Source organism: Microbacterium sp. (assembly GCF_031988965.1).
Classification (GTDB): Bacteria; Actinomycetota; Actinomycetes; order Actinomycetales; family Microbacteriaceae; genus Microbacterium.
Window position 1 is genome coordinate 5366 of the sequence record NZ_DALZXX010000147.1, and the last position, 1711, is coordinate 7076.

The window sequence follows — 1711 nt, forward strand, 5'->3', positions numbered from 1 at the left end:
GCTCGAGGAGACGGGCCACGAGCGCCTCGTGCGGCTGCGGGAGCCGGCCGCCTGACGCGGCCGGCTGCACCGCAGCGCGACGCCCCTCACTCCACGAAGTCGTACTCCTGGAATGCCGCGACCTCGGGCACCCAGCGGTCCGCGACGAACGCGGTGTGAGCGGGGTGGTCGTTGTAGGCGGTGTAGGCGTGCTGGTCGGCGAAGACCATCGAGAACTGATGCTCGAGGTCGCTCTTCGGGCTGATCTGGCGACGAACCGCGAACTTCTCGACACCGGGGATCGCCGTCAGGACAGATCGCGCCGTCTCGAGGAATTCGCGCTCCTCCGGCGAGCCGGACTCGTGGACGAGGCGGAAGACGACGGTGTGCTGGATGGTCATGGAACCTCTTCGGTGCTCTGATGGGTCGGCGCTCGATGTCCTTCGATCCTCTCATCGGTCCGCCTAGGCTGGACCCGTGACTGCTGCGGAGAATCCCCACGCGTCCCCCTACGAGCGCGCACTCGGCGAGCGCATCGCCGAGCTGCACCCGAAGACGGGATGGTACTTCCGCACGATCCCCGAGGGGCACGTCGGGATCGGGCGCGGAACCTTCACGACCGCCGGGTCCCGTCACCGCTGGCTGTGGCCGGTGTTCCGCATCGCAGAGGCGCTGGGAGTGGCCTTCGCCGGGTGGGAGACCGACGTTCCGTTCCGCATCGAGAACCGCACCGTCGACGGCCGGGCGCTCGCCGTCCGTCACTTCGACCTCCCGGGACGCACCTGGGTCATGCCCGATGTCGTCGAGCTGACCCCTGCGGGCATCCTGCGCAACGAGATCGGACCGCACCGCACGGTGGTGACGACCTTCGACATCGACGTGAGCGACGGCGCTGTCGTGCTGAGCATCCGGAAGGTCGGCCTGCGGCTCGGACCACTGAGGCTCGCTGCCCCTGCATTCCTGCGGCCGACGATCGGCCTGGTCGAGCGATGGGATGACGAGCGCGAGCGCCACCACGTGAACATGACCATCGACGCGCCCGTGCTCGGTCGGGTCTACGAGTACACCGGGTTCTTCGAGTACTCGATCGAGAGTGAGACCGCATGAGCGCCGGCACCCCGGTGCCCGCCGACGCACCGGTGTCCGCCGGTCGGGTCGTGCTCGGCGGATCCACCGGCTTCATGGGCACGTACCTGCTGCCGCGGCTTCGCGCGGCCAAGCGCGAGGTCGTGACGATCTCGCGATCGGGTGCTGACATCGCCTGGGGCGACCAGGAGGCGATCGATCGCGCTGTCGACGGCGCGTCTCTCGTGATCGGGCTCGCCGGCAAGAGCGTCAACTGCCGGTACACCGCCGAGAATCGCGCGGCGATCTTCCGTTCCCGGCTCGACACCACGGCGTCGCTGAGCACGGCGATCACGAGAGCGTCGGCTCCGCCTGCGCTCTGGGTCAACTCCTCCACCGCGACGATCTACCGCCACGCCGAGGATCGCCCGATGACGGAGTCGACCGGCGAGATCGGCCGAGGATTCTCGGTCGAGGTCGCCAAGGCCTGGGAACGCGCGCTGTTCGCCGACGAGCTGCCGCACACGCGACGCGTCGCACTGCGCAGCGCGATCGTACTCGGCCACGGTGGCGTTCTGGGCCCCCTTCGCACTCTCGCCCGCCTCGGACTCGGCGGCGCACAGCTCGACGGACGCTGGCCGGTGAGCCGCGCCCGCCGAGCGGCGGG

General features: G+C 69.7%; 3 protein-coding genes. 2 read left to right on the top strand and 1 reads right to left on the bottom strand.

The window, feature by feature from the left end; genetic code table 11:
• Positions 1-86 precede the first annotated feature (86 nt).
• Complete coding sequence (locus RTM68_RS15955; protein WP_312172789.1) at positions 87-380, bottom strand: Dabb family protein; 294 nt, start codon at positions 378-380, stop codon at positions 87-89.
• A gap of 76 nt (positions 381-456) precedes the next feature.
• Between RTM68_RS15955 and RTM68_RS15960 the strand changes: the two genes are divergently transcribed.
• A complete protein-coding gene (locus RTM68_RS15960; protein ID WP_312172791.1) occupies positions 457-1086 on the top strand; it encodes a DUF4166 domain-containing protein in 630 nt (209 codons plus the stop codon).
• A partial coding sequence (locus tag RTM68_RS15965) for an NAD-dependent epimerase/dehydratase family protein (protein WP_312172794.1) occupies positions 1083-1711 on the top strand: 629 nt, incomplete at its 3' end. The genes RTM68_RS15960 and RTM68_RS15965, both read left to right, overlap by 4 nt.